Annotated in this window: 22 protein-coding genes and 1 other annotated feature; of the genes, 8 read left to right on the top strand and 14 right to left on the bottom strand. The window is 35.5% G+C overall.

The genetic code is table 11. The features are described 5' to 3' along the window. Positions 1-164: 164 nt before the first annotated feature. Complete coding sequence (locus FG390_RS00535) at positions 165-554, top strand: DUF3899 domain-containing protein (protein ID WP_141189072.1); 390 nt, start codon at positions 165-167, stop codon at positions 552-554. Between the two features lie 140 nt (positions 555-694). On the opposite strand, the gene FG390_RS00530 is transcribed toward FG390_RS00535, so the two are convergent. Further along, positions 695-2359: a peptide ABC transporter substrate-binding protein gene (locus tag FG390_RS00530; protein ID WP_181406311.1), complete on the bottom strand. Its 1665-nt coding sequence runs from the start codon at positions 2357-2359 to the stop codon at positions 695-697. Positions 2360-2560: 201 nt separating this feature from the next. Further along, positions 2561-2802, top strand: a binding site (T-box leader). 56 nt (positions 2803-2858) lie between these two features. On the opposite strand from FG390_RS00530, the gene trpS reads away from it, so the two are divergent. After that, positions 2859-3845, top strand: coding sequence for a tryptophan--tRNA ligase (trpS, locus tag FG390_RS00525; protein WP_141189070.1), 987 nt, complete (start codon positions 2859-2861; stop codon positions 3843-3845). A 171-nt stretch (positions 3846-4016) separates the two neighbouring features. Here the strand turns inward: trpS and FG390_RS00520 are convergent, their stop codons facing one another. From FG390_RS00520 to FG390_RS00505, 4 genes are all read right to left on the bottom strand, one after another. Then, entirely contained in the window at positions 4017-4763 is a 747-nt protein-coding gene (locus FG390_RS00520; protein ID WP_141189069.1) for a DUF3603 family protein, read from the bottom strand. Between the two features lie 84 nt (positions 4764-4847). Next, complete coding sequence (locus FG390_RS00515) at positions 4848-5108, bottom strand: YuzI family membrane protein (RefSeq protein ID WP_246092661.1); 261 nt, start codon at positions 5106-5108, stop codon at positions 4848-4850. A gap of 418 nt (positions 5109-5526) precedes the next feature. Next, on the bottom strand, positions 5527-6765 hold the full coding sequence (fabF, locus tag FG390_RS00510; protein ID WP_141189068.1) for a beta-ketoacyl-ACP synthase II: 1239 nt from the start codon (positions 6763-6765) through the stop codon (positions 5527-5529). A gap of 19 nt (positions 6766-6784) precedes the next feature. Further along, on the bottom strand, positions 6785-7720 hold the full coding sequence (locus FG390_RS00505) for a beta-ketoacyl-ACP synthase III (protein WP_141189067.1): 936 nt from the start codon (positions 7718-7720) through the stop codon (positions 6785-6787). Positions 7721-8073: 353 nt separating this feature from the next. Here FG390_RS00505 and FG390_RS00500 point away from each other — a divergent pair, with 353 nt between their 5' ends. After that, positions 8074-8364, top strand: a complete 291-nt coding sequence (locus FG390_RS00500) for a YppG family protein (RefSeq protein ID WP_141189066.1) — start codon at positions 8074-8076, stop codon at positions 8362-8364. Between the two features lie 104 nt (positions 8365-8468). On the opposite strand, the gene FG390_RS00495 is transcribed toward FG390_RS00500, so the two are convergent. The 3 genes from FG390_RS00495 to FG390_RS00490 all read right to left on the bottom strand — a co-directional run bounded on the left by FG390_RS00495 (position 8469) and on the right by FG390_RS00490 (position 9977). Beyond that, positions 8469-9131: a hypothetical protein gene (locus tag FG390_RS00495; RefSeq protein ID WP_141189065.1), complete on the bottom strand. Its 663-nt coding sequence runs from the start codon at positions 9129-9131 to the stop codon at positions 8469-8471. Positions 9132-9189: 58 nt separating this feature from the next. Beyond that, entirely contained in the window at positions 9190-9324 is a 135-nt protein-coding gene (locus FG390_RS15950; RefSeq protein ID WP_258311525.1) for a hypothetical protein, read from the bottom strand. 344 nt (positions 9325-9668) lie between these two features. Next, positions 9669-9977, bottom strand: a complete 309-nt coding sequence (locus FG390_RS00490; protein WP_141189064.1) for a metal-sulfur cluster assembly factor — start codon at positions 9975-9977, stop codon at positions 9669-9671. A gap of 332 nt (positions 9978-10309) precedes the next feature. On the opposite strand from FG390_RS00490, the gene FG390_RS00485 reads away from it, so the two are divergent. Then, positions 10310-11116, top strand: coding sequence for a Cof-type HAD-IIB family hydrolase (locus FG390_RS00485; protein ID WP_141189063.1), 807 nt, complete (start codon positions 10310-10312; stop codon positions 11114-11116). A 489-nt stretch (positions 11117-11605) separates the two neighbouring features. Next, positions 11606-11863 (top strand): NifU N-terminal domain-containing protein, encoded by a 258-nt coding sequence (locus FG390_RS00480; protein ID WP_141189062.1) that lies wholly within the window; start codon positions 11606-11608, stop codon positions 11861-11863. A 57-nt stretch (positions 11864-11920) separates the two neighbouring features. On the opposite strand, the gene FG390_RS00475 is transcribed toward FG390_RS00480, so the two are convergent. Beyond that, entirely contained in the window at positions 11921-12739 is an 819-nt protein-coding gene (locus FG390_RS00475; RefSeq protein ID WP_246092674.1) for a YitT family protein, read from the bottom strand. Positions 12740-12862: 123 nt separating this feature from the next. Beyond that, a complete protein-coding gene (locus FG390_RS00470; protein WP_141189060.1) occupies positions 12863-13993 on the bottom strand; it encodes an ATP-binding protein in 1131 nt (376 codons plus the stop codon). A gap of 220 nt (positions 13994-14213) precedes the next feature. On the opposite strand from FG390_RS00470, the gene ku reads away from it, so the two are divergent. The 3 genes from ku to ligD (FG390_RS00455) are packed head-to-tail and all read left to right on the top strand — an operon-like array spanning position 14214 to position 16890. Beyond that, positions 14214-15044, top strand: a complete 831-nt coding sequence (gene ku / locus FG390_RS00465) for a non-homologous end joining protein Ku (RefSeq protein ID WP_141189059.1) — start codon at positions 14214-14216, stop codon at positions 15042-15044. Beyond that, positions 15044-16012 (top strand): non-homologous end-joining DNA ligase, encoded by a 969-nt coding sequence (gene ligD, locus FG390_RS00460; RefSeq protein WP_141189058.1) that lies wholly within the window; start codon positions 15044-15046, stop codon positions 16010-16012. The genes ku and ligD (FG390_RS00460) overlap by 1 nt, the downstream gene beginning before the upstream one ends. Continuing rightward, positions 15979-16890 carry a non-homologous end-joining DNA ligase gene (ligD, locus tag FG390_RS00455; RefSeq protein WP_141189057.1) on the top strand — a complete coding sequence of 304 codons (912 nt, stop codon included), beginning with the start codon at positions 15979-15981 and terminating at the stop codon, positions 16888-16890. The genes ligD (FG390_RS00460) and ligD (FG390_RS00455) overlap by 34 nt, the downstream gene beginning before the upstream one ends. 306 nt (positions 16891-17196) lie before the next feature. On the opposite strand, the gene asnB is transcribed toward ligD (FG390_RS00455), so the two are convergent. The 4 genes from asnB to FG390_RS00435 form a co-directional block, all read right to left on the bottom strand. Continuing rightward, the gene (asnB, locus tag FG390_RS00450) at positions 17197-19047 is read right to left on the bottom strand and encodes an asparagine synthase (glutamine-hydrolyzing) (RefSeq protein ID WP_141189525.1); all 1851 of its coding nucleotides are present in this window, start codon (positions 19045-19047) and stop codon (positions 17197-17199) included. 370 nt (positions 19048-19417) lie between these two features. Then, positions 19418-20566, bottom strand: a complete 1149-nt coding sequence (locus FG390_RS00445; RefSeq protein WP_141189056.1) for a cation:proton antiporter — start codon at positions 20564-20566, stop codon at positions 19418-19420. 278 nt (positions 20567-20844) lie between these two features. Then, complete coding sequence (locus FG390_RS00440) at positions 20845-21195, bottom strand: DUF1516 family protein (protein WP_141189055.1); 351 nt, start codon at positions 21193-21195, stop codon at positions 20845-20847. 26 nt (positions 21196-21221) lie between these two features. Beyond that, complete coding sequence (locus FG390_RS00435; RefSeq protein ID WP_141189054.1) at positions 21222-22502, bottom strand: ArsB/NhaD family transporter; 1281 nt, start codon at positions 22500-22502, stop codon at positions 21222-21224. Between the last annotated feature and the right edge of the window lie 43 nt (positions 22503-22545).

Here is a 22545-nt window from a genome sequence, read left to right as displayed (position 1 = left end):
AACATTTGCATCTTTTTTTTTACATTTATTTGATTTATTTAACATCATTTGACGAAAAAAGCAATTTTATAAGGAATTATGTAAAATAGTCTTAACTACTTTTCCTAGACATTGAATATAGGTTATATTTTCGCTATGATAAAGTTTGGAGGATAAATTTGTTTATGTCAAATCATATGAAGATACTTATAACATTTGGTGTCATTTTTTTAATTGAGAGTATAGCCTGCCTAGTTGGACTTAAGTATGTATATCACCATTACACATTTCTTTATCTACTAAATGCATTATCGATGACAGGTCTTACTTTTTTAGCCTTAGGTCTAATCATTTTTATTGTACAATCTGGTTTTTTTGATGCTATTGTCTATAGTTTTAAACGTTTCTTTAGAGCAAATAGAAAAAAACAATTAATTGATTATGAAGATGATGGTCCTGATAATTTTACTCCTCGTCTTCAAAAAAAAGGATCAAAAGGTATAACTCTACCTTTAATCCTTATTAGTCTTCTCCTCTTTCTAATCTCTCTCATACTATCAGTAGTATTTTTTTAATCTCAATAAAACCAAGGAAAATATGTTCCCTATATATCAAAAAAGCAGGACAATTTTTAATTGTCTCTGCTTTTTTGTCTCTGCTTTTTCTACTGTGATTAGTGGGTATAATCCAATCATGTTGTTCCCTTTATTAATAGTTAATGTTTAGTGATATACGCCCCTGTATAGTCTATTTCAGGTCCATATAAGGGATAGTCTAAACCTTTTACATACTGTTTACTTGCCCAAGTTTGTCCATCTTGATCCAAAGGTGCAATGGCAGCATCATTCATTAATATCTTTTCAGCTTGTTGTAAATCGTTCCAGCGTTTGGTTTGATCCACTTCATTTTGGGCAGACATGATTAACTGATCAAATGTTTTATTGCTCCATGCCGAAGAATTTTGTGGATGGCCTGTCGTAAACATATCAAGGTATGTCATTGGATCGCGATAATCTGGAGCCCAGCCGCCATACGAAATATCAAATTTAAAATCAGTTTGAAGCTTTAAGAAGTTTCCAAATGGTTGCTGATTTATCGTAATTTTAATCCCTTTTAAATTTGTTTCTATTTGATTTGCAAGGTATTCATCCCATTTTTTTAACTGATCCCCGTCTTGAGTCAATAAGGTTAAATTAAGTGATGTGACACCTAATTCTTTTTTTGCTTTGTTCCAGTATTTTTGTGCCTCAGCTTTTCCTCCGATGAGGTAACCATCTGGTGCTACTGATCGGAAGTCTTTCCCATCAGGTCCCATAACAAAATCTTTTGGTACGACAAAATGAGAACCCAGGGACCCATCTTTCATAAGAATATTCACAAAATCATTACGATCAAATGAATAGTTAATAGCTTTTCTTAGATTTATATTTTTTAAGTATTTATTCTTTTCATTTAAAAAGAGAAAACGCGTTGTCGAAGTTAACCCTTTATGAATTTCTTTTGGATTACTTTGCTTCATTTGATCTATATAGTCACCCGTTAAACCAACTGTATCGGTTTTATTCGTTTTATATAGATTAATTCGGGTGCCCTCTTCTTTAACGACTTTCACATTTATTGTTTTCAGGTGTATATTTTTAGCATTCCAATATCCCGTATTTTTAACATAGATCCATCCTTTGCCATGATCCCAACTCTTTAATTTAAATGGACCATTGCTTAGAATAGTAGATGCCTCCTGTCCATAATTTTTACCTGCTTTTTTAATAATATCCTCTCTTTGAGGGAAAAACAAAGGTTGAGAAATTAGGCTATAAAAAAATGGTGGAGCAGCTTTGTCAAAAAAGATTTGAACCTTATCATCGCCAATCGCCTTTATTCCAAGATTCTGATATTTACCAAACATGGGATCTTTCGGATTCTGAATTTTAGAGGCATTTTTGATATAAGCAGAAGTATATAGGAAATTATATTGCGGTTTTGCTGCAGGATCATTTTCATGTTGCCATCCATATACAAAATTTTGAGCAGTAATTGGCTTACCGTCAGACCACTTTATTCCTTTCCGGAGTGTAAATGTATAGGTTTTCTTATCACTACTAATCTGGGGAGCACCAGCTGCTAGATCCCACTCCACTTTACCTTTATGCATTCGTGTTAAACCTGCATTCACCATTTCTAATACATTATTGGAAAGTGTGTCTGTAGCTTGAGTAGAATCAAGAGTAGGAATATCAGCAGTTTGGGATTGATTTAAAATTTGTTTAGATGCAAGTGAATTGGAATCCGTTTGACTACTGTTCTTCTTTCCTGAAGAGCAACCTGAAAGGATTAGAATCAATACTAGTCCAAAAATAAACAGACTGTAAACTTTTTTCATAATATTTCCCCCTGATGTAATTATATTATTTAATAACTATTCCCCATTATATAAATGTTCAGAATAATTTTCCAGTTTTATATACCATTATTTCAATGTTGTGGAATTTTAATGATATTTTTTCCTTTTACCCTATTGATTTCTGCTAAAAAGGTTGCAAATTGGAATTTAATTCGCTATACTATACCACAATCATATAGTGACAATGCAATGAGAAAGAAGAGTAAACAAATGAGAAACTTGAAGAGAACCCGTGGATGGTGTGAATTGGGTAGTGGATCGTTGTTGAATGGGCTTTCGAGCATCTCCCTGAACATGTTTTACATTATTAGGGAAAGACGTAAGCCATACGTTATATTGGCTCTAGTTATTTAATAACTAGACTTAAGTGATTCTTACTATAAGAATTATTAGGGTGGTACCGCGGTCTAATCGTCCCTTTTTGGGTGGTTAGACCTTTTTTAATTTAATAAATAAAAATTAAGGTTGGTGACTTAATATGTCTATTATTTTTTCTGGAGTTCAGCCTACATCTACTCCAACGCTGGGAAATTATCTTGGTGCGATTCGTAACTTTCCAGAACTTCAAGAAGGAAACGAATGTTATTACTGTATCGTCGATCAGCATGCCATTACAGTTCCACAAGACAGTCAACTGCTTCACGAACGAATCAGAAAACTTGCTGCCATCTATCTTGCGGTTGGTATTGACCCGAATCAATCCACGCTATTTATTCAATCTGAAGTTCCTGCACATGCTCAGCTTGGGTGGATTTTGCAATGTTATTGTTATATTGGAGAACTTGAACGGATGACACAGTTTAAGGATAAATCAAAGGGAAAAGACGCGGTATCCACCGGATTATTGACATATCCGCCTCTTATGGCAGCCGATATTCTCCTTTATAATACGAATCTTGTTCCTGTAGGTGCAGATCAAAAACAACACCTAGAATTAACACGCAACGTTGCTGAGCGTCTAAATAATAAATATGGTGAACTTTTTACGGTTCCTGAAGTTTTTATTCCACCTGTAGGTGCCCGTATTATGTCTCTTGTTGAACCTACTAAGAAAATGAGTAAATCTGATGATAATCAAAAAGCAACAATTTTTATTTTAGATTCCGAAAAAGATATAACAAAGAAAATCAAAAGTGCAACCACTGATTCTGATCAATCCATCTATTATGATAAAGAACAAAAACCTGGCATCTCGAATTTACTGGATATTTATTCATTATGCTCTGGAAAATCTATTAAAGATCTTGAAAATGAGTACCGTGATCAGGGATATGGATCCTTCAAAACAGATGTCGCAGAGGCTGTTGTAAATACACTAAAACCCATTCAAGAAAAATATTACAATCTTATTGAAACAAATCAATTAGATGAAATTCTAGATGATGGCGCAAGTAAAGCTCAATCCGTCGCAGTGAAAACCTTAGCACGGGTTGAAAAAGCAATCGGATTAGGAAGACATTCTTAATATCTTATATAACGAATCATAGCCCTAAAAAAAGAGCATAAGGCAGGGATCACGATCTGCCTTATGCTTATTATTATACTTACTTATATTAATGAGTGGATACAAACGGGCATCTCTTGAGGGATGCCCTTTAAAAGGTTGTTCAAAAAGTTTGAACACTCACTATAAGAATTAATTAACGGTTGTTCCGTGTTCAAGTTCCCATATTTTTTCAAAATACGTTTGACCTTTGATCAGCCGTTCACAAATATTGAGATGTTTTTCTGACCAACCAACTTTGATGGCATCATAAAGGTGGCTCCATGCCTCATCTTTGGTTAAATGACGGCTTTCTTGGTACTGTTTAGGAAACCATTCCGTGTACCAATATCGAATCTCTTCGATATGACCTGTGGTATGTAGTTGGTCAAGTGACATAAATAATAATTGTTTAAGTTGGCGTTCTTTTCGTGTTAAACCAAACATCACCTCAGGATTTGGAGACAAAATATGATATTCTCTCCCTCTATAATTTTTTGGAAGAGGGTAACGCATGGTTTCACATTTTTTAGCTTTATCAATTACCATTTGTTCCTGTCTAGGCACTAGCCGACTTTTCCGAATAGGAATCGTGTAACCTAAAGTGTCAACAACGAGATGCTGTTCTCCATCGGTGACTAGAAAGCAATACTCGATCACTTCTCTTTGATTGTTTTTTCTTATGTAGCTTTTGTTCCGGATAGTATCTAACAATTCATGTGGAAGATCTCGTAAATCATTTTCAATGTAATGAAAAAAAGTCGTGTCTACTTTAACTAAAGGTACTTGATCTAAAAGTTCGATAAAATCATGTCTACGCCATTCATGGAATTCGCATACGTTATATCCATTCTCTTCACCTTCAAACCAATTAACCCAAACATCTCCGATTAGCTCCATGATTATCGTCCCTCACTTTTAACTATTTGAAAACAGTATGGACAGTCTATAGAAAAATTATTCCAATTAATCGTGCCGACGCTCTTATTTTCTTTTATGAGTAGGAAAATAAATACTTAACCAAATGGATGTTATACCTATGATGAAAAGGTAAAAGGATCCTTCAGTGAAAATATATTGTGTATAGTGAACGATATTATGCCCAGTTTCCAGCATATTCATAAAAATAATGATGGTCACTCCACCAGAAACGGCGAGACCAAATCCAATCATGAGAAAGAAAAGTCGTATTAACATGTCAATCACCATTTTCATATCTTGATTGCAGCTTGTCTCTATTAACATATGCCTTGTTAAATCTCTTAATGACTTAAAGAGGTTGTTCAAAAATCAACAAATGATAAGCTACGAATCTCGGCGCCCGCTTGTTTTTCCGGTCCTCATGTAGCAAAAAACTACATTCCGGTCCTCAAAACAGCGCCGCCTTGATCTTCTTGCTTCTAATTTGTCACCTTTTTGAACACGCACTTAAACATCGAACCAAAACAACGGTTAAAGTTTGAGTTTTGATCGTCCAATATCCTTTATATTTAAATAACTTTGTTGGTTTTAGGTTCATTTGTCTAAAGAAACTACTTAACGCATGCTCGTCAGTCGTGCGTTGGCATTGACATATAGGCGGGGTCGAACATATCCACATAGAGCACAAAAAAAGCGCTGAGTTTCATGTCAGCGCTCATTCCTTAAATTATTTATTTTTGTATTATGCCTCGTATTTTTTGAAGATAAGTGTAGCATTGTGCCCACCAAACCCAAAAGAGTTAGACATTGCAACATTAACGTCTGCCTTTCGTGATTGATTTGGTACATAATCTAAGTCGCACTCCTCATCTGGAGTTTCATAGTTAATGGTTGGTGGAATTATACCATTTTCGATTGCTTTGATGGATAGAATCGCTTCGACCCCACCAGAAGCCCCAAGAAGATGACCTGTCATAGATTTTGTTGAGCTTATTGCTAGTTTATAAGCATAATCTCCAAAAAGAGTTTTAACCGCAGCCGTTTCGTTAGAATCATTTAAAGCGGTACTTGTTCCATGGGCATTAATGTAATCAACAGCTTCCGTACTTAAATTGGCGTCTTCAAGAGCCTGTTTCATGGACCGAACAGCACCTGCCCCGCCTGGTGCAACGGCTGTTACATGGTAGGCATCACTTGTTGACCCGTATCCCACGATTTCAGCATAGATCTTGGCTCCACGAGCAAGCGCTGAATCAAGAGATTCAAGTACAACGACACCTGCTCCTTCACCCATAACAAAACCATCTCTATTCTTATCAAACGGACGACATGCTTTTTCTGGGTCCGGATTTGTTGATAAGGCTTTAGCTGATCCAAATCCTGCAAATGCCATATTCGTTAATGGCGCTTCTGCTCCACCAGTGATAATAATGTCGTTGACACCACGCTGGATAGCTTTAAAAGCATCACCAATCGAATTTGTGCCTGTTGCACAGGCTGTTACAGTGCAAGAGTTAATCCCTTTTGTTCCAAGTTGGATTGATACTTGTCCAGACGCCATATCTGGAATCATCATAGGAACAAAAAATGGGCTTACACGGCGAAAACCTTTTTCAAGACCTTTTTTTAATTCATTTTCATATGTTTCCATACCGCCAATACCTGAACCAATCCATACACCCACACGTTCCGTATTATCTGAATCAATGGTTAGGTTGGCATCTCTAACCGCCATTTTTGAAGCAGCTACAGCATATTGTGTAAAGCGATCCATGCGTTTCGAATCTTTTTTATCCATATATAGAAGTGGATCAAATTCTTTCACTTCACCTGCTACTTTTGTTTGGAATTCGTCCATGTTCATTCTTGTTACAAGTCCAATACCATTCTTACCCTCAATGGCATTTTTCCACGTTTCCGTCACGTCATTCCCGAGGGGCGTAACGGCACCCAATCCTGTCACGACGACTCGTCTATTCATGCGTTTCAACTCTCCTTTTTTATTTTCCCCATCGAAGTGCTACGGCTCCCCAGGTGAGTCCACCGCCGAAGCCAACTAAAACAAGTACATCGCCATCTTTTATTTTTCCATTTTCTACGTTATCGGCTAACGCTAAAGGAATTGATGAGGCAGATGTGTTTCCATATTTATGGACTGTTTTTACTAATTTTTCTTCTGGAATATCCAATCGTTGTCTGGAGGCTTCCATAATTCGGATATTGGCTTGGTGAGGAATTAAGTAATCAATATCCTCCTTCTCTAATCCAGCTTTTTCAACAACTCGAACCGCTGATTCTCCCATTTGTCTTACAGCGAATTTGAATACTTCTCTTCCGTTCATGACAAGCTTCGATCCTTCTTGATAGAGATACTTCCCTCCACTTCCGTCTGAACCAAGTTCAAAAGAAAGGATTCCTTTATCATCACCGACGGGCCCCATTACAGCTGCTGCTGCTGCATCACCAAAGAGAACCGCAGTACTCCTATCTTTCCAGTCCGTAATTTTAGATAATTTCTCCACACCAACAATGAGAATATTTGTATATGTTTTTGTATCAATAAACTGTTTTGCAGTAATCATACCATACATAAATCCAGAACAAGCTGCACTAATATCCATTGCTGGCACGTGGTTTGCACCTAGTCTATCTTGTAACATACATGAAACAGACGGAAATGGCTGATCCGGTGTCACAGTGGCAACCAAAATTAAATCTATATCTTTTGCTGTTATCCCGGCATTTTTAATGGCTTCTTTAGCCGCATAATAGGCCATATCTGATGTATCTGTGTTATCATCAGCAATTCGCCGTTCTTCTATACCAGTTCTAGTTTTGATCCATTCGTCAGATGTATCCATCATTTTTTCTAAATCAAAATTAGTTAATACGCGTTCAGGAATATATTTGCCAATTCCTAGTATTCCAGCACCCATTAATCTTGCTCCTCTCAAACTTAACAGTAAACATTATGACTTGGTACTAATATTAATATGAATTTATAAATTTGTCCAATACTCACTCAGAATAATCATACACTATTTTTTTAGAATTATCACCCTTTAAGAATTACATAATTATTTCTTTAAGCTACATAGATTCTAGATTTTATCAAAGCTACCTTTCTTTATTTGGATTCATTTTTTGGATCTATAAATAAGGTAAGCATACCTATAACACAACTAAACCTATAATCATATTTTGTATTATAGATGTTGTATTCAAAAAGGTGTTTATCATGATGAATAACGCATGCATGAACACCACATCGTAAAGGAGGAGATAAGCCATGCCACACCAAGACCACCATCCACAAAATAGACCAGTTGATCCCTTCACGCAAATGATGTTTGGCCAACCATATCATGGTCCATATTCAAATCAAGAATCACCAAATAACGTTCAACAACAACCAAAAGAACTGGCTCAATTTATGAAGATTTTCTTTAATGATGAAGGCCAATTCGACTTTAAAAAAATCAAACATGGAACAGATACAATATTTAACGTAATTGATAAAACAGGTCCAATGATTAAACAAATTACACCATTTTTGAGTATGTTCAATAAAAATAAATAAGTTCTAACACTTATGAAATGAATTTTAAAACAAGCCACAAGAAAAGAGCCATTTAATTGACTCTTTTTCTTGTTACTTATTTTTATATCGTTTAACTGCATCTACTAGTCTGATATATCGACTGTTATTATTTGTTGAACTTCTTTCATATCATCGCATGAGAACAATGTTTTAACTTTTGAACAATCCCTGTCGTCCAACGATGTTTGGATAATTTCTAAACGATGAATCGATGCATGAACCGTTGTCTTTATGATTTGGACAAGTTCATCAAATATTGATTCTGTTATGTTATTTGATCTGATAATGGCCATTTTATCATGATGTCTGATTAAATCATTTTGGTTTAACTTGGTTACCATCTGTTTTTCTACTTTATTTTTGAGTTGAACAGGACGATGACTATTGTTCTCATCTAACTCAGATGAATTAGACAGGGACACTACAATAAATAAAATAGGCTGTGATTGTTCGATAATTTTATTGTAAATGGAATCTATATAGATGTGTTGTTTTTTATTTAGATTTTGATGTGTTAATAAAAAAACAGTTGATATCGATTGATCAACCTTTTCTAGTTTATCAACATGTTTAAATAAAGCATGCCTTCCTATAAACAATTCATTTTCTTCTTCTTGCTCGCGTTCCTCTTCGGTAGAGGCTGATGAAACTGAAAGAATATACATATCATCTTCTAACAATGATTCACATAGGTTCAATCCTAAGGGAGTTAAACCACCATAAACAATTGAACAATTTTTTGTCATGCGTCATCCCTCCCTTTTCATACTGATCAAAATGAATAGGTTCCTTCTCCAGCGATCTTTAATGATTCAATTTTTCGTCAAAGTTTTGATATTTGTCTTGAAGTTCAGATAGGCGTTCTAAACCTAAAGAAGTCAAATTACTCAATTCTTGTTCTAATAAAGCGATTAATTCCTCGTATTCTTCATTTAGCACTCGCCTGCACCTACTTTCTAGAAACACTCATCTTGAAGTGTATGCAATTACTTATGATTAAATGAATAAAAAGTAATAGAAAAAGCTGCCCTATTTAAAGGCAGCTTACCGTTTTTTTAATATTAGAGGTTGTTCAAAAAGCCACCAAATGATAAGCTGCGAATCTCGGCGCCCTCTTGTTTTTCCGGTCCTCATGTAGTGGATACGAGAGGATCGCTGGCTAAAACCGCTCACGTCCTGTGGCGGGCGCCTGAAGCTACCACATCCTGTGGAATGCCGGTCCTCAAAACTGCGCCGCCTTGATCTTCTTGCTTCTAATTTGTCACCTTTTTGAACACGCACTATTATGAAATACCTAAAGCAATTTTTGCATAACGTGACATTCTATCCTTGGTCCATGGCGGATTCCATACAATATTGACCTCTACATCATTTACTTCCTCAATGACTGAAAGGGCTCGCTTCACTTCATATTGAATCGTTGCGGCAAGCGGGCAACCCATGGCCGTAAGTGTCATTGTTACAACGGTATCTCCGTTGTCTTGTATATCAACCCCATAAACGAGACCTAGATTAACAATATCAATACCTAACTCTGGATCTATGACTTCTTCCAAAGCTTCCATTACTTTATCTTCTAAATTCTGAGACATATAGCATCTCCTTTCTATCCTTTGCTAATAGTATAGTACAACTTTTCCACCTATGTATGCAATGAATGTGACAGTCTCGTGTATCCTATCCTCATATATTTGTGACCTTCAGTCACTCGAGATTCATCTCCCACTTACTTCTTGGGCTGCGCCTTCACATCCCTTATGGATGAGAGATTTCTTTCGGAAATCCGTTCTATATAGGTCCAAGTATAATAGATCCTATCTCTAGTATATTAAGATAGGGATGTTTTGTTATAATGTTATTATATCCAATAAGAAAGAATCTATATAGTCTTACCCATTGCATCCTAAAGGGGAGTGAATGTTAGTTGCGAAAATATTTGATAGCTGTAGATTTAGATGGAACACTCTTGACCGAAGAAAAAACCATTTCAAAAAGAACAAAGACGGTGTTGCAACAAGCCTTGAATGATGGTCACATTGTTGTTATTTCAACTGGCAGACCTTATCGTGCTAGTAAAATGTATTATCATGAATTAGGTTTAAATACACCAATAGTAAATTATAATGGTGCTTTTATACATCACCCTTTAAATCCTCATTGGGATGCGAAACATACTCCTCTTGACAACGAGACAATTAAAACCATTTTTCAAACATGTTCAGCTTATGATCTACAAAATATTATTGCCGAACATCTTGATGATGTGTATATCAGAAACGACGAACCTGACACGGTCTCTTTTTTTAATGTTGGAGATCCCAAAATTTATAAAAATGAAAATTTAAAAGAAGAATTGACCATTAATCCAACGTGCCTTTTAATTCAACCAAGACCGAAAGATATTGTTTCTTTGACTCAAGATTTGTTTAATACGCATTCTGATCAAATTCATCATTGTACCTGGGGAGAACCATGGAATATTATTGAAGTTTATAATCCTATTGTAAATAAAGCTTATGGCCTCCAAATGATTGCACAAGATGTCGGTGCCGCCCCGGAAGACATTATTGCCTTTGGTGACGAAGAAAATGACATTGAAATGCTTAAGTATGCGGGAAGAGGGGTTGCCATGGGGAATGCAAATGTTAAAATTAAGTCGATCGCGGATGACGTTACTTTATCAAACGAAGACGATGGCATTGCCGCCTATCTTGAACGGATCTTAGTATAAAGTGAAACTTCAATCAGTGGCGGCTTTTCGACGCACAGGAGTGCTAGTGCAGGCGTTGTGACAGTCCGCCTGGTTTTTAGCCTGCTTCATCCCCCACTATTGTAAGCAAGAACCAATCGGGCTTTTACGGGCAGTTATCCCCTACCTAGGAATGCTCGTTTACATTTATTACCTTGAGGTGGGGTCTAGACTAGCCGTTAATGCGGGATTAATCAGACGAGCCCGCAAAGACCATTTTCTTAATCAAACACTCGCCTAATCCCTTGACTTAGGTTAAAAAACAGATATAATGGATGAGAAATTTATCGATCCGTTATGGACAGAATGAATACCTATACAAAGATCATATGAGATCTTTTAAAAAATCAATCAAACAACTCTGATTTCTATATTAGAATGAGAAGAGATCACAATAATTAATAGAATTACTGTTCTTGACTTGATATTTCTATTGATAATGAGTTATAAAAAGGAGAGAAATGTTTCATTATGGAAATCCGTGCTGAATCAACACCAAATCCGAATGCCATTAAATTTACTTCAGTAAATGCCCTTTTCGAAAATCGAATTTCTGCCAAAAAAGGTGAGAGTATTGATCATCCTCTTGCTTCACAAATTATAAAGTTAGAAGGCGTCGATAATGTATTTGGGTTCGGCGATTTTCTTACAGTAAATAAAGTATCCGATGTATCTTGGGAAGATTTACTACCAAAAGTAGAAGCCATCTTCAAAAATTATCAAGGTTAAGCCTTCTCGAATCGAAGACCACCCTACAAAGAATCTGGGGTGGTCTTTGTTTATCTATTAAGTTTTTCTAAATTGTCCGAACACGCTTACCGTTTCAATGATATTCGTAAATGCTTCGGGATCAACTTTTTTAACAATCTGCTCAAGAGTAAAAAGTTCGTACCGTGTTAAGACTATTAAAAGGATGTCTTTATCTTGGTTAGAATAAGCGCCTTTAGCTGGTACTTTAGTAATCCCCCTGACCATTTTTTGCTGGATGGCTTGTTGAATTTCTTTACCATGATTTGTAATAATCATGGCCGTTAATTTAACATGCCTGGTATGTATAACATCTATGATTTTTGATGTAGCATAGAGAGAAATCAAGGTATACAAGGCTTTCGTCCAACTAAAAAAAAAGCCAGCTGACAGGACAATTAATGCATTTAATCCAAAAAAATAAATGCCCATAGGTTTATCCTTTTTACGAGATAAAATCATCGCAATTATATCTAAACCACCTGTTGATGCCCCGTATTTTAAAGTTATTCCTACTCCTATTGCAAGGATAACCCCACCAAAAACACTATTTAGCATAATGTCTGGCGTGATACTTTTTACTGGTATAAAGTTTAAGAAAACAGTAGTTAAAACAACACTCATGATGCTATATAATGTAAATCGTTTTCCAACTTGACGCCAACCTATCCATGCAACTGGAATATTGAGTATAAAAAGAATGGTACCCGTACTAATGGGAAAAGGAGTATGTTGAAAAAGAATAGAAAGAAGTTGGGAGATTCCTGTAAAGCCACTTGATAATACTTTTGCTGGTATCAAAAATAAATTAAGTGAAAGTGCATTTAGAAAAGCTCCCACAATAATGATGAAAACCATTTTTATGTTCAGGTGAGTTAAAATAGTCAATGCCATCCTCCTCTTCTTATTCATTTTATATTGTGGATCATGATCACAATGATTATACCGTATCCTTTATGAAATCAAATACATGTTCATAATTTAAGTCCGCATTTTTAAGGAAAACGATGTTTCCTTATCATTTGTCGTTATGTATATCTCCCCTTGATGTTTTTCAATGATTTGTTTACATACAGATAGTCCCAAACCAGTTCCTAATTCCTTAGTACTTACAAAGGGTTGAAAAATATTTTCGACAAGGTGCTGTGGAATTCGTTTACCATTATTTGAAATTGTGATGGTTGCCAAGTTATTCGAACTTTCTAGCGTTATATCTATTTTCCGATGGTCATCGATTTCTGTTAAAGCTTCAATCGCATTATTCATGATATTCAATAACACTTGGTTAATTTGTTCAGGGACTCCGTACATGATTATATTTTTATTTGGTATTTGCATTTTAACGCTAATTTTTTCGATAACACACCTTGGATTCATAAATTGAGAGGAATATCGAACAAGTTCGCCAAGATCAAAGTAAACCATTTTATCACTTACATTGGGCATCTTAGATAAGAAAAGAAATCGATTGATATTACTTTCTAGACTTTCAATTTCTGTATTAATCATGTTGAAATATGGACGAGTTTGTTCATCGGATTTATATTTCCTCTCGATTAATTGAATAAAACCCTTTACTGTAGTTAAGGGATTCCGAAATTCATGTGCAAAACTTGATGATATTTTACCAAGAATCGACAAACGATCGCTATTCATTTCTTGAATAAATTGCGACTTTTCAAGAATAATGCGATCTTTCATCTTTGTGTATTGATGAACAACGTGGTAAATATACTGATCACTAAATTGATTAATAAAAATATTGGATCGTAAAATAATGTCTTTATCTAAAGATGATAGTAATAATCTTTCTAATACAATTTCTTTTCCTATTTGAATATTCATTAAAAAATCACTTAAATCAACGTTAGCTTCAATACGTTGAGTCACGATTTTCTTTGTTATTCGTTTCAGTAATGAATCGCTTCGTCTTCTTAAAAATAATTTAAGGACACGAAAACTTTTTTCTATATTTCCTTCAACATAATGCCTGTTTTTATCGTTGTGACTGATTTTCATTTTTCTTAAACAGTCTTTTATAAGGATGTATTCCTCCTGGGACAAAAATTGTATAACTTTCTCTTTTTCTCTAATGGATAGATAAGATCTCACGATATCTCCTCCGCAAAAATATGATGGAAAAAGGTTCTATCATATAATTTAATCGATTTAGCCAACCTAAACATGAAATATAAAAACTTTTCTATATAAATTTTTTAGATTAAATTCAAATCAAAGTGAGCTTGACAGTGTATTGCTATTATAATTCACTTTTTTACACTATATAAAGCATCATCTAATGATAAAGAAAAAATGCTAAGGAGATGCAAACATGCATACGATGTGGAAAGGATCCATTCGTTTCGGTTTAGTTCATATACCCATTAAACTATATGCTGCAACAGAAGAAAAGGGGGTTAAATTTAGACTCCTTCATCAAAAATGCTCGACGCCGATCAAGTACTCAAGAGTTTGTCCTCATTGCGATGTTGAAGTATCTAATGACGATATTGTTAAAGGCTATGAGTATGAACCCGGACAATTTATTACTTTAGAACAATCCGAATTAGATTCATTAAAAGGCGACGTTGTTCGTGCTGTTGAAATATTAGATTTCGTCAATCTGCACGACATAGATCCCATTTACTTTAATAAGTCTTATTTTATTGGACCAAATGATAATGGTGAAAAAGCTTATGCATTGCTAAAACAAGCGCTGCAAGATACAGAAAAAATTGGTATGGCGATGATTACACTTCATTCAAAACAACATCTAGCCATCGTAAGACCATATGAACAAGGTTTACTTCTTGAAACTATTTATTACCCAGATGAAGTCCGATCCGTGGCAGATGTGCCAAATATTCATTCTCTAGGTGAGATTAATTCTAAAGAATTAAAAACCGCCATTCAATTTATTGATCAACTTACCGTTCCATTTGATCCCGCAGCTTATCAAGATGATTATCGTGATAAAGTTATGGGCCTAATTGAAGAGAAGTCCGCCGGGAAACAAGGGGTTACAAAGCCAAAAACTAAAGAAAAAACAAATATGGTTGATCTTTTATCCGCACTTGAAGCTAGTATAGCTGAAACAAAGCCTAAAGCAAAGACAACAAAAACCAAACGAAAAACTAAAACCGTTAAGAAAGCGAGTTCATAATGTGTTCTCTTAAACCATTTTCACCTATGATGCCGACATTAAGTCATAGCATTCCAAACGATTCAGATTGGCTCTATGAACCTAAATATGATGGATACCGAATGCAGGTCCTATGGCAAAGTGAAAACGATATTCGTTTCTTTAGTCGGAGATTAAGGGACATAACCAGTCAATTCCCTGATCTTATGATGCATTTTAAATATGTTTCCGATCATTTTCTCCCCTTCCTGCCGCTCGTTTTAGATGGGGAATGTTGTATATTAAAGAGTGCCTTTAAAGCAGATTTTTCATCAATCCAATCGAGAGGACAAGCAAAAAGTAAAGTAACGATTGATTCACTTTGTAAAAAAAAACCTGCTTCATATGTAATATTTGACGTTTTATATCAAAATGGAAAAGATTTGCGACCTTTTTCTCTTTTAAAGAGGCATGAGATAATAAACCATTTATCTATTACTACTTTAAATGAAACAACATCACCTTTACAAGGAATATATAAAATCAAATTTTTTTCAGATTCAGATAAATTATGGGATCTTATATTAAAACATCATGGCGAAGGATTAGTCTCAAAGAAAAAGAATAGTAAGTGGCTCCAAGGAAAAAGAACGAGATCTTGGATTAAGGTAAAAAACAAACAGTATGGCATCTTTATTTTAACAGCTTACAACAAAGAAAATGACTATTTTCAAGTAGGTTTAGTCAAAAATAAAAATGTTGTTTCAGTTGGGTCATTTACTCATGGATTAAATGAAATGGAACGAAAGGCTTTAAAAACAACAGTTAAAAATCATACTATAAAAGAAGATAAAACGTACTTATATATCAATCCTGGCCTTTGCATTGAACTTAGTTTTTTGGAATGGACAAAAGAGGGTTTTCGTGAACCAAGATTTGAGTCGTTTCAAATGGATAAAAACTGGGAGGATTGTAAATGGGACAAGATCATGAGAAACAACAAGTCATAATCGAAGGACATTCAATCACACTCACACATCTCTCGAAAATCCTTTGGAAAGAGAAAAAAATTTCGAAAGCCCATTACTTACAATATCTGACCTCTATTGCACCTTATGTTCTTCCTTTTTTTAAAAATAGAGCGTTAACACTTATTCGGTATCCTCATGGTGTCCCGGGAGAATCTTTTTTCCAGAAAAGTATCCCCGATTATGCCCCAGAGATAGTTCGATTTAAGGGCCATATCCACTGTGATCAATTGGCGTCCCTTATTTGGCTAGGTAATCAATCGACGATTGAATTTCATATCCCCTTTCAATATATAGGGGAAGCAAATCCTTGTGAAATTGTCTTTGATCTCGATCCACCTTCAAAAGAAGATTTTTCAGTCGCCGTATTAGCTGCAAAAACCATTAAAGAAATACTTGACCGTCTTCATCTCACTGGTTTTGTCAAAACGTCAGGAAGCAGAGGCATTCAAATTCATATTCCATTAATAAAAAGGACATTTACCTACCATGATACGCGTTTATTTACCACATTTGTAGCGAAATTATTGTTAGAAATGCATCCAAATCAATTCACGACTGAACGATTAAAACACAAGAGAAACAATAAATTGTATCTAGACATTGTTCAACATGGAAAAAACAAAACCATCATTGCACCTTACTCGATGCGGGCAAATGAACAAGGACTTGTAGCTGCCCCTTTGGATTGGAAGGAAGTCAATTCATCGTTAAGACTCGAAACTTTTACGCATGAAGTTGTTATTCAACGTCTTCATACCAATGGCGATCCGTTTCAATCCTACTTCAATGTTGAAAATGAGCAAGCATTTAGGTCCGTTCTTGAGCAATTAAATAAGAACAAGGCCGCACCGATTTAAACAAATCCCTTTGAACCTCTTACGACTGAAATCTTATCTAGTTCAAAAAACAGGGATTTTTTACTGTTTTATCGGTGGGTATCCTTTTTCTATCGTTTATATTTAGCATAATTTCACATAATTAAAAGAGGTTGTTCAAAAAGTCAACAAATGATAAGCGGCGAATCTCGGCGTTGGCTTGTTTTTCCGGTCCTCATGTAGCAAAAACCTACATTCCGGTCCTCAAAACGGCGCCGCCTTGATCTTCTTGCTTCTAATTTGCTCCCTTTTTGAACACGCATTTAAAGCGCCATAATGGGCGCTTTTTTAGCTTTCAATAATTTGAACATCATATGTTTCTAACCAATAGTTAATTTGTGCGAGATGAGCAATTAGTTGTGGCCCTGTCATCAATTGACCAAACCAAGGTACTTTGAAAGCTGATCCTTGTGTATCGATAATATCTTGCACTCTTCTTTTATCAATTAATTCTAATATTGGTGAAGAGGAATGATCGATGATTGATTGAAGCCAAGTAGATACGGCTTTTGTATAAGATGGATTAAATGTTTTAGGGTATGGACTTTTTTTACGATAGAGCACTTCATCAGGTAATAATCCTTCTAAAGCTTTTCTTAAAATACCTTTTTCACGTCCATCTAACATTTTCATATCCCAAGGAACATTCCAAAGATATTCTACTAAACGATGATCGGCAAATGGAACTCGAACTTCAAGGCCACATCCCATGCTCATACGATCTTTTCGATCAAGTAAAGCGGTCATAAACCAATTCATGTTTAAATAAAAAAGTTCACGACGTTTGGCATCGACACCCGATTCTCCTGCTAATTTGGGTGTTTCTTTAATAGTTTCATTATACCTCTCTTGCATATAGCCTTTTAAATTTAACCGATTGTTCCATTTATCATTTAACAAGGTTTGTCTTTCTTCCGTTGATCTCATCCATGGAAATCCTTCTTTTGAAGATGTTTCAGGGCTATGGAACCAAGGATATCCACCAAATATTTCGTCAGCGCATTCACCGGATAAAGCAACCGTCGCATCTTTCTTAATTTCTTTGCAAAGCCACAAAAGAGATGAATCAATGTCTGCATAGCCTGGTGTATCCCTAAATTTAATCGCTTCTTTTAAGTGTTCAACCAGTTCCTCTGTTGAAATAATTAAGTCATGATGGTTGGTTCCGAGATAATTGACGACCTTTTGAATATATGGCGCATCTGATTTTGGTAAGAATTTACTTGCATGGAAGTATTTTTCATTATCTTGATAATCAATGGAATACGTATCTAATACGCCTTTATGATTCCTTTTATTATATAAAGAAGCTATAGAAGAAATCGCACTGGAATCAACGCCACCTGATAGAAATGTCGCAACTGGTACATCTGCATACATCTGTCTATTTACACCATCAAGAAATAATTCATGTATTTTTTCTACTGTTTCTTCGACACTGTCTGTATGAATATCACTTTTTACATTCCAATAACGCCATGTTTTTAGACCGTCTTTTGTATATGTCAATGCATGTGCTGGTTTTAAGTCATGAATACCTTCAAATATGCCATGCCCTGGTGTCTTGGAAGGTCCTAATCCAAAAATCTCTAATAACCCTTCTCTAGATACCGCTGGTTGAATGCTATCGTGAGCAAAAATGGCTTTTATTTCAGAACCAAAAAGAAACGTTCCATTCGATTCATAATAGAAAAAAGGTTTCACGCCTAAACGGTCACGAGCAGCAAATAGTTTTTGCTTTTTTTCGTCCCAAATGGCAAATGCATAAATTCCATTAAATTTCTCTAAACAAGATTCGCCCCATTCAATATACGAAGTTAATAACACCTCTGTATCAGAATGTCCTTTAAAAGTGTATCCTTTTTCGCTTAATACTCCTCGAATATCTTCCGTGTTATAAAGTTCACCATTATAAACTAAAGAATAAGTACTTCCATGTTCTTTTCTATGCATAGGTTGAAGTCCACCTGCTGGATCAACTACAACAAGTCTTGCATGCCCAAGAGCGGCATGTGGTGACAGCCACGTATTTAAATCATCGGGACCTCGGTGCTCAATCGATTTCGCCATACGATGGATGGTGTCATGTTCATCTGTCAAATCTTTGTGCCAATCAATCCAACCTGTAATTCCGCACATCATGGTCATCCTCTCTTGATGTCAAAAGTCTACACTTCACTCACCTTAATCTAAATGTCCTTAAATGTTTAAAGGTCAGAAAGTTAGTTTACCTATCGATTCTCTTATGTTATCTGCCTACTTTTCTAACATATGAAGGAGAGCCTGTTTACGTGCTAAATTATCAGATTAAACATCTATAATGAATCTCTGACGACTGAAGTCGAGAGTGTTCTCATCTTGTTCATAAAAACACATGTCAGTGAATCACTAAATTGAAGTCATTATACATGTGCTATATCGAATATAAAAACAAAATTAATCCGTGAGTTTCTCGTCTTAGCCGATCTGATAGTTAGTTAAACCTAATCTGCTTCGATTTCCTTGGAGCCTATGCCGCCCGCTGTTTGTTTTCACCGATAATTGACTTAAGTAAAGGAGGAGTAATAAGTGTTGTTAAAATAACAACAATAATAAGTGGTGTATAGTAAGCTTGACTTAATAATTTTGAATCTAGTCCTAAAGAAGCGATGATAAGGGCTACTTCTCCTCGGGAGATCATTCCTGCACCAATACCGATGGATGAACGTCTGTCATAACCCGTCATTCGAGCTCCCAAACCAGATCCTATAAACTTCGTCATGATCGCTAATAACGTCATGCCGATGATAAACCATAATTGTTCACCTATACCTGAAAAAGAAACCTTAAGCCCGATGCTTACAAAAAACACAGGAACGAAGAGAGTATAAGCAATCGGTTCTATTTTCTGTTCAACTTCTTCTTTAAAAGGCGTTTGGCTAATCGCAATCCCCCCAATGAAACTTCCAATAATCCCCGCTACACCAAGAAGTTCAGCATAATAGGCAAAGAATAGACAAACAACGAGTCCTGCACTTATAACGGGTTCGGTGATTTTTAATACGCTCAGCAAACGCATCAACAAAGGAATCCCTTTCCAAGAAATAAGAATAATGGATCCAAAGAATAGGATTTTTTCTCCGATAACAAGACCTAAATGAACATCTGACCCGCCAAAAAGACTCATTGAAAAGGCCAGTAGTACAACAACAATAATATCGTCAAGAACAGCTGCGCCAAGTAATGTTGTGCTTGCCTTAGTTTGCAACTGTCCCAATTCTTTTAAAGTCTGAACGGAAATGCTGACCGAAGTAGCTGATAAGATGAGTCCTAAAAAGATCGCCTTATTCTGATCCATTCCAAGCGATACGCCAGCTAAATAACCAAATACAAGAGGAAGAATAATGCCTCCAACCGCAACTGCGGTCGAAGATTTCATATTTTTCTTTAATCCCTCTAGATCTGTCTCTAAACCTGCGATAAACATGAGTAAGATAACCCCTATCTCACTAAACACTTCAATGACATGGGATTCATGGATCCAACCAAGTAATGCAGGCCCAATCAGGATTCCGACAATAAGTTTACCTAGAACAGAAGGTTGACCTAAACGGACGGTCAGATCCCCTGCCAATTTGGTTGCTATAATAATAATGGCTAATTCTAAAATAATGTGCATGCTATCTCCTCTTTTCTAAATTTTATTTTCCATTACACCGATCATAACTATTCAACCGGCCATGAAAATGGAAACATTTATCCATTAAAAAAGAGATAAGGTTCCCTATACCTTATCTCTAAAAAAGACAAAGAGGAGCCTGCAGTGGCAGGCTCCTCCATGTGTTTTCCCATATTCATTTGATCTCATTATAACATATTATCCCTCGATAATCAATCCAAATATTGACCGAGATGTTTCTCGTTTAGTTTCGTTTACAAAATCTCATAAAAAAATCCTTAAGTTAAAATTCCATACCCAATTCCAAAAGTTCCTATTAAGCCGACAGCAAATAAAACCCAGTAAACACCTGTTTTCTTTTGCTTCTTAAGTCTTACTAGTATACCTTCTATCGATAATATGACAAATAAACCAAAACACATTTTTATTATCGGCCAGACCCATTCATGTTCATTCATTCCATAATTTGTGACTAGATGCAGTCCAGTTAAAAAAACGACAATATAAAAAACTCTTGCGATAAGATGAATGATTTTATTTCCTTGTACTACGTCTAATGTATTTAACACGAAACCGAAAAAGAAAAAAATTAAAAGAATCGTCCAAGAAGCAACATGTACGTATACCATTTACCCACTCTCCCTTTGACTAAACATTAGATTAAATATCTTAAATAAATATAAATCATTGAAATAAGGACAGAAATGATCATAACAGGTATCCCAATTTTCATAAATCGGACAAATGAAATCGGGTAACCTTCTTTTCCAGAAAGACCGGCTACAATGAGATTGGCACTCGCTCCAATTAACAAACCATTTCCACCTAAGCAAGCACCAAGGGAAAGACTCCACCATAAAGGTTCTAAATTTGTCATTCCCATTTCACCCATATCTTTAATTAACGGGATCATCGTTGCAACAAATGGAATATTATCAATAAAAGCCGAAGCAAAAGCACTCAACCAAAGAATGAGAAAGGATGTCGTCGTTAACTCGCCACCTGTCATTTTTATCGAGAACGAAGCTACATTAGATATAATCCCTGTTTCAACCAAACCTGAAACTAAAACAAATAACCCAACAAAGAAGAAAATGGTTGTCCATTCAATTCGATTAAACACAAATTCTAAATAACTCTCTCCGGTTATAAGCAATAGAACAAACGCACCAAATAAAGCGATTGTTGCCGTTTCAAGTGATAACGATTGATGGAGAAAAAATCCCACAATGGTTAATAATAGGACCGATAAAGATTTGATTAACAATTTTTTATCCGTTATTTCTTCTTTTTCGTTTAATTCCTGTATTCTCTGCCTAACGTCTTCTCCTGCATGTAATTTTTTACGAAAGATAAAGACTAAATATAGAAGTACGAATACCATAACCACTAGAATGACTGGTGCCAAATTTGTTATAAAATCCATGAAACTAAGCGATTTTACAGCGCTTCCGATCATTATGTTTGGTGGATCACCGATCATGGTCGCTGTTCCCCCAATATTGGACATAAATATTTCGCTCATTAAGTAGGGAATGGGAGATACTTTTAATTCACGCGCAATACTGAATGTAACGGGTACTATAAGTAACACCGTTGTGACATTATCTAAAAATGATGAACCTACAGCAGTAATTAACGAAAATACGACGAGTAATGCAATCGGCCTGCCACGAACTTTTTTAGCTGCCCAAATAGCGATAAACCTAAAGACACCTGTTTCAGCCGTAATTGAAACGATGATCATCATCCCAATGAGCAAGCCTAACGTGTTAAAGTCAATATGATGAATGGCCATTTCTTGATTAACAATACCAAAAACAATCATAAAAGCTGCACCTAGCATGGCAACTATCGTTCGGTGGATTTTTTCTGAAATAATAAAGACATATGTAAGTAAAAACAAAATTAATGCAACGAATGCTTCATTTCCCAAAACTTTCATTTCCTTTCTGTTATAGTCAATTGTAAAAAAAGAG

It is taken from the genome of Terrilactibacillus laevilacticus, assembly GCF_006517395.1.
Lineage (GTDB): Bacteria > Bacillota > Bacilli > Bacillales > Sporolactobacillaceae > Terrilactibacillus > Terrilactibacillus laevilacticus.
The sequence above is the reverse complement of the archived record's forward strand: the minus strand, read 5'-3'. Positions and strand labels throughout refer to the sequence as shown.

Excerpts from the sequence above, each read along its gene's own strand:
- FG390_RS00535 (WP_141189072.1), top strand. The coding sequence starts at position 165 with ATGTCAAATCATATGAAGATACTTATAACATTTGGTGTCATTTTTTTA.
- FG390_RS00530 (WP_181406311.1), bottom strand. The coding sequence starts at position 2,359 with ATGAAAAAAGTTTACAGTCTGTTTATTTTTGGACTAGTATTGATTCTA.
- trpS (WP_141189070.1), top strand. The coding sequence starts at position 2,859 with ATGTCTATTATTTTTTCTGGAGTTCAGCCTACATCTACTCCAACGCTG.
- FG390_RS00520 (WP_141189069.1), bottom strand. The coding sequence starts at position 4,763 with ATGGAGCTAATCGGAGATGTTTGGGTTAATTGGTTTGAAGGTGAAGAG.
- FG390_RS00515 (WP_246092661.1), bottom strand. The coding sequence starts at position 5,108 with ATGTTAATAGAGACAAGCTGCAATCAAGATATGAAAATGGTGATTGAC.
- fabF (WP_141189068.1), bottom strand. The coding sequence starts at position 6,765 with ATGAATAGACGAGTCGTCGTGACAGGATTGGGTGCCGTTACGCCCCTC.
- FG390_RS00505 (WP_141189067.1), bottom strand. The coding sequence starts at position 7,720 with ATGGGTGCTGGAATACTAGGAATTGGCAAATATATTCCTGAACGCGTA.
- FG390_RS00500 (WP_141189066.1), top strand. The coding sequence starts at position 8,074 with ATGCCACACCAAGACCACCATCCACAAAATAGACCAGTTGATCCCTTC.
- FG390_RS00495 (WP_141189065.1), bottom strand. The coding sequence starts at position 9,131 with ATGACAAAAAATTGTTCAATTGTTTATGGTGGTTTAACTCCCTTAGGA.
- FG390_RS00490 (WP_141189064.1), bottom strand. The coding sequence starts at position 9,977 with ATGTCTCAGAATTTAGAAGATAAAGTAATGGAAGCTTTGGAAGAAGTC.
- FG390_RS00480 (WP_141189062.1), top strand. The coding sequence starts at position 11,606 with ATGGAAATCCGTGCTGAATCAACACCAAATCCGAATGCCATTAAATTT.
- FG390_RS00475 (WP_246092674.1), bottom strand. The coding sequence starts at position 12,739 with ATGGTTTTCATCATTATTGTGGGAGCTTTTCTAAATGCACTTTCACTT.
- ku (WP_141189059.1), top strand. The coding sequence starts at position 14,214 with ATGCATACGATGTGGAAAGGATCCATTCGTTTCGGTTTAGTTCATATA.
- ligD (WP_141189058.1), top strand. The coding sequence starts at position 15,044 with ATGTGTTCTCTTAAACCATTTTCACCTATGATGCCGACATTAAGTCAT.
- ligD (WP_141189057.1), top strand. The coding sequence starts at position 15,979 with ATGGGACAAGATCATGAGAAACAACAAGTCATAATCGAAGGACATTCA.
- asnB (WP_141189525.1), bottom strand. The coding sequence starts at position 19,047 with ATGTGCGGAATTACAGGTTGGATTGATTGGCACAAAGATTTGACAGAT.
- FG390_RS00445 (WP_141189056.1), bottom strand. The coding sequence starts at position 20,566 with ATGCACATTATTTTAGAATTAGCCATTATTATTATAGCAACCAAATTG.
- FG390_RS00440 (WP_141189055.1), bottom strand. The coding sequence starts at position 21,195 with ATGGTATACGTACATGTTGCTTCTTGGACGATTCTTTTAATTTTTTTC.